Here is a 3221-nt window from a genome sequence, read left to right on the forward strand (position 1 = left end):
CGCCTTTCCTGCGCTGATGGGTGTGCCACCGTGAGGCAACTTCCGCCGCTTTCATGATCCGGACAATGTCGTTCAATTCGGGCTCCTCGGCTGAATGTCGCAAGCACCGAGAACCGGAGCACGCGAGGCGTCCAGCATTAGGTGCCAGCTTTGTGTGAGACACAGCAAGTCTATGATCGCTTTTTACCAACCGAATGCCAAGCTTACCTCGCAAATGCCGGATATGCTTCGACCTTCACGCTCTAAAACAGTCCGGTGACTTTGCCGCTGTCATCGAGATCGATCTTGGTTGCCGCCGGCGCCTTGGGCAAGCCCGGCATCGTCATGATCTCGCCGCACACCATGACGACGAACTCCGCGCCGGCGGCGAGCCGGACTTCGCGGATATTGATTTCATGGTTGGACGGCGCGCCGCGCAGCTTTGCGTCGGTCGAGAACGAATATTGGGTCTTGGCGATACAAACCGGATAGTGGCCGTAGCTGCTGTCTTGCAGCTTTTTGATTTGCCCGCGAACTTTCGGGTCGGCGGTCACCTCGCTCGCGCCGTAAAGCTTGGTGGCGACCGCCTTCACCTTGTCCCAAAGAGGAACTTCATCCTCATAAACGAAGTGGAAGTCGACCGGCATCTTATCGACCGTATCGACGACCGTGCGGGCCAGCTCCTCGGCGCCCTTGCCCCCTTCCGCCCAATGACGGCACACCACGACCGGGGCTTCGCGATGCGCCATTTTTTTCTTCAACAGTTCGATCTCGAGGGCGGTATCGAAGGTGAAATGATTGATCGCAACGACACAAGGAAGCCCAAAATGGTTGCGGATGTTGTTGACATGTCGGTCCAGATTGGCGACGCCTTTGGTCAACGCATCGAGGTTTTCCGTATTGAGTTCCTTGAGGTCCACGCCGCCGTGATATTTGAGGGCGCGGATGGTCGCGACGATCACCACCGCCCGCGGCCGAAGGCCTGATTTGCGGCATTTGATATCGATGAATTTCTCGGCACCGAGATCGGCGCCAAAGCCTGCCTCGGTCACCACATAGTCGGAGAGTTTCAGCGCGGTCTTGGTGGCGAGCACGGAGTTGCAGCCATGCGCGATATTGGCGAACGGTCCGCCGTGAATGAAGGCCGGGTTGTTTTCGAGCGTTTGCACGAGGTTCGGCTTGAGCGCGTTTTTCAAAAGCACCGCCATTGCGCCATGCGCGTGCAAATCGCCCGCGCGAATAGGCTTTTGGTCTCGCGTATATCCAACCACGATCCGTCCCAGCCGGTCCTTCAAATCCTTGATCGAGGTGGATAGACAAAAGATCGCCATGATTTCGGAGGCGACCACAATGTCGAATCCGTCCTCACGCGGATATCCGTTCCCGACTCCCCCCAAAGCCACGGTGATCTGCCGCAGCGCCCGGTCGTTCATATCGACCACGCGTTTCCAGGCGACGCGCCGCACATCGAAGTTCAGTTCATTGCCGTGATGGATATGATTATCGATCATCGCGGCGAGCAGATTGTGGGCAAGAGCAATTGCACCGAAGTCGCCGGTGAAATGCAGGTTGATGTCCTCCATCGGCACAACCTGGGCGTAACCGCCGCCGGCCGCCCCGCCCTTCATGCCGAAAACCGGCCCGAGCGAGGGCTCGCGCAGACAAATGGAGGCCTTTTTGCCGATGCGGTTCAGCGCGTCGCCGAGGCCAACCGTGGTTGTGGTCTTGCCTTCTCCAGCCGGAGTCGGACTGATCGCCGTGACAAGGATCAGCTTGCCGTCCGGCCGGTCCTTGAGGCTATCAACATAATCCAACGATATCTTGGCCTTGTAATAGCCGTAGGGCTCGAGGTGCTCGTCTCCGATGCCGAGCTTTTCCCGCGCCACTTCGCCGATGCGGCGAATATTCGCTTGTTGCGCAATTTCAATGTCCGCCGGCATGGTCCCTCCAACTGAAGCCTTGCTTAGGCTTCTACTACATTTTGCGGCTTGCCCGCCGCGAACGCGTCTATGTTGTCGATGAGCTGGTCGGCGAGAATCTGCATGGCTTCTCGGCTCGCCCAGGCGACATGCGGGGTGACGATGAAATTCGGCAGCCGCAAATCGAGCAAAATATTGCCTTGCTTCGGGGGCTCGACGGACAAAACGTCGAAGCCCGCGCCGCCAATGATTCTGCCGGTCAGAGCGTCGGCCAAGGCTTGTTCGTCGACGAGCCCGCCGCGGCCGGTGTTGATAAGAAGGGCGTCATTCTTCATCAGCCGCAATTCACGCGCGCCGATCATGTTTTTCGTTTCGGGCGTCAACGGCAAATGCAGGGTGATGATGTCGCTCTCGCGCAACAAGGTTTCGAAACCGGTCAGACCGGGCTGCGGGACGATGTCATAGGCCAGCACCTTCTGGCCAAAGGCTTCGGCGATCCGGCCCACCGACTTGCCGATCGCGCCATAGCCGACAATGCCGAGCGTCGAGCCGCGCATGTCGCGAATCGGATGGTCGAAAAAACAGAATTGGTCGCAGGCCTGCCAGCGCCCGGCGCGCACGTCATCTCGGTAAGCCATGAGATTCCGGCGAAGTGCGAAAGCCAGCGCGAAGACGTGTTCCGGCACTGTGTTGAAGGCATAATTGCGGATATTCGAGACGACAATGCCGCGTGTCTTGCAGTAGGCTTTGTCCACGACATCGGTGCCGGTGGCGGCAACCGCAATCAATTTTAGGTTGGGAAGCTTCGCAAGTGTCGCTTCGCACATTGGGACCTTGTTGATGATGGCGATTGTCGCATTCTGGAGGCGATCAAGGATCTCGCTCGTCGAGGTTACCGCATATTCCTTGTAGCTATGCGGAAAGTCCGGCGACCGCAGATTGGCCTCGAGAGTCGAACGGTCGAGAAAGACGATCGAGTGTTGCACGGGATGATCCTTCGTTGATTCGATTTGTCGCGGATTTCCGAAGCAAAGTTTTTCGCGAGGCCCTCGCTGGGGCGACGCCCTGGGTTTTTCCCTATCGTTCGGTTTCGACGCCTCCGCGGCAGCGGCGCGTCACGCGGCCAGCCCCTGGCCGGGCGCCGGCCGCGGCGCCGCGATCGCGCGAGGAATCGCCCGGCACACGAGATGCGGCGCAACGCCTCAGTCGTTGAGGACGCCTTCTGGGTGCAATTCTGCGAAATGCTCCTGGTTCGTCGGCTTCTTTTCCTTGGCCATGATGGTCGAACGGAAATAGTCTTGGGCAGCGGCGACGCCGCTGCCG

Annotated in this window: 2 protein-coding genes; both read right to left on the minus strand. The window is 59.0% G+C overall.

The features are described 5' to 3' along the window. Positions 1 to 242: 242 nt before the first annotated feature. Complete coding sequence (locus tag ACREC7_RS16130) at positions 243 to 1919, minus strand: formate--tetrahydrofolate ligase (RefSeq protein ID WP_431556708.1); 1677 nt, start codon at positions 1917 to 1919, stop codon at positions 243 to 245. Between the two features lie 23 nt (positions 1920 to 1942). Then, on the minus strand, positions 1943 to 2884 hold the full coding sequence (locus tag ACREC7_RS16135; protein WP_431556709.1) for a D-2-hydroxyacid dehydrogenase: 942 nt from the start codon (positions 2882 to 2884) through the stop codon (positions 1943 to 1945). Between the last annotated feature and the right edge of the window lie 337 nt (positions 2885 to 3221).

This window comes from Methyloceanibacter sp., assembly GCF_050728395.1.
GTDB lineage: Bacteria > Pseudomonadota > Alphaproteobacteria > Rhizobiales > Methyloligellaceae > Methyloceanibacter.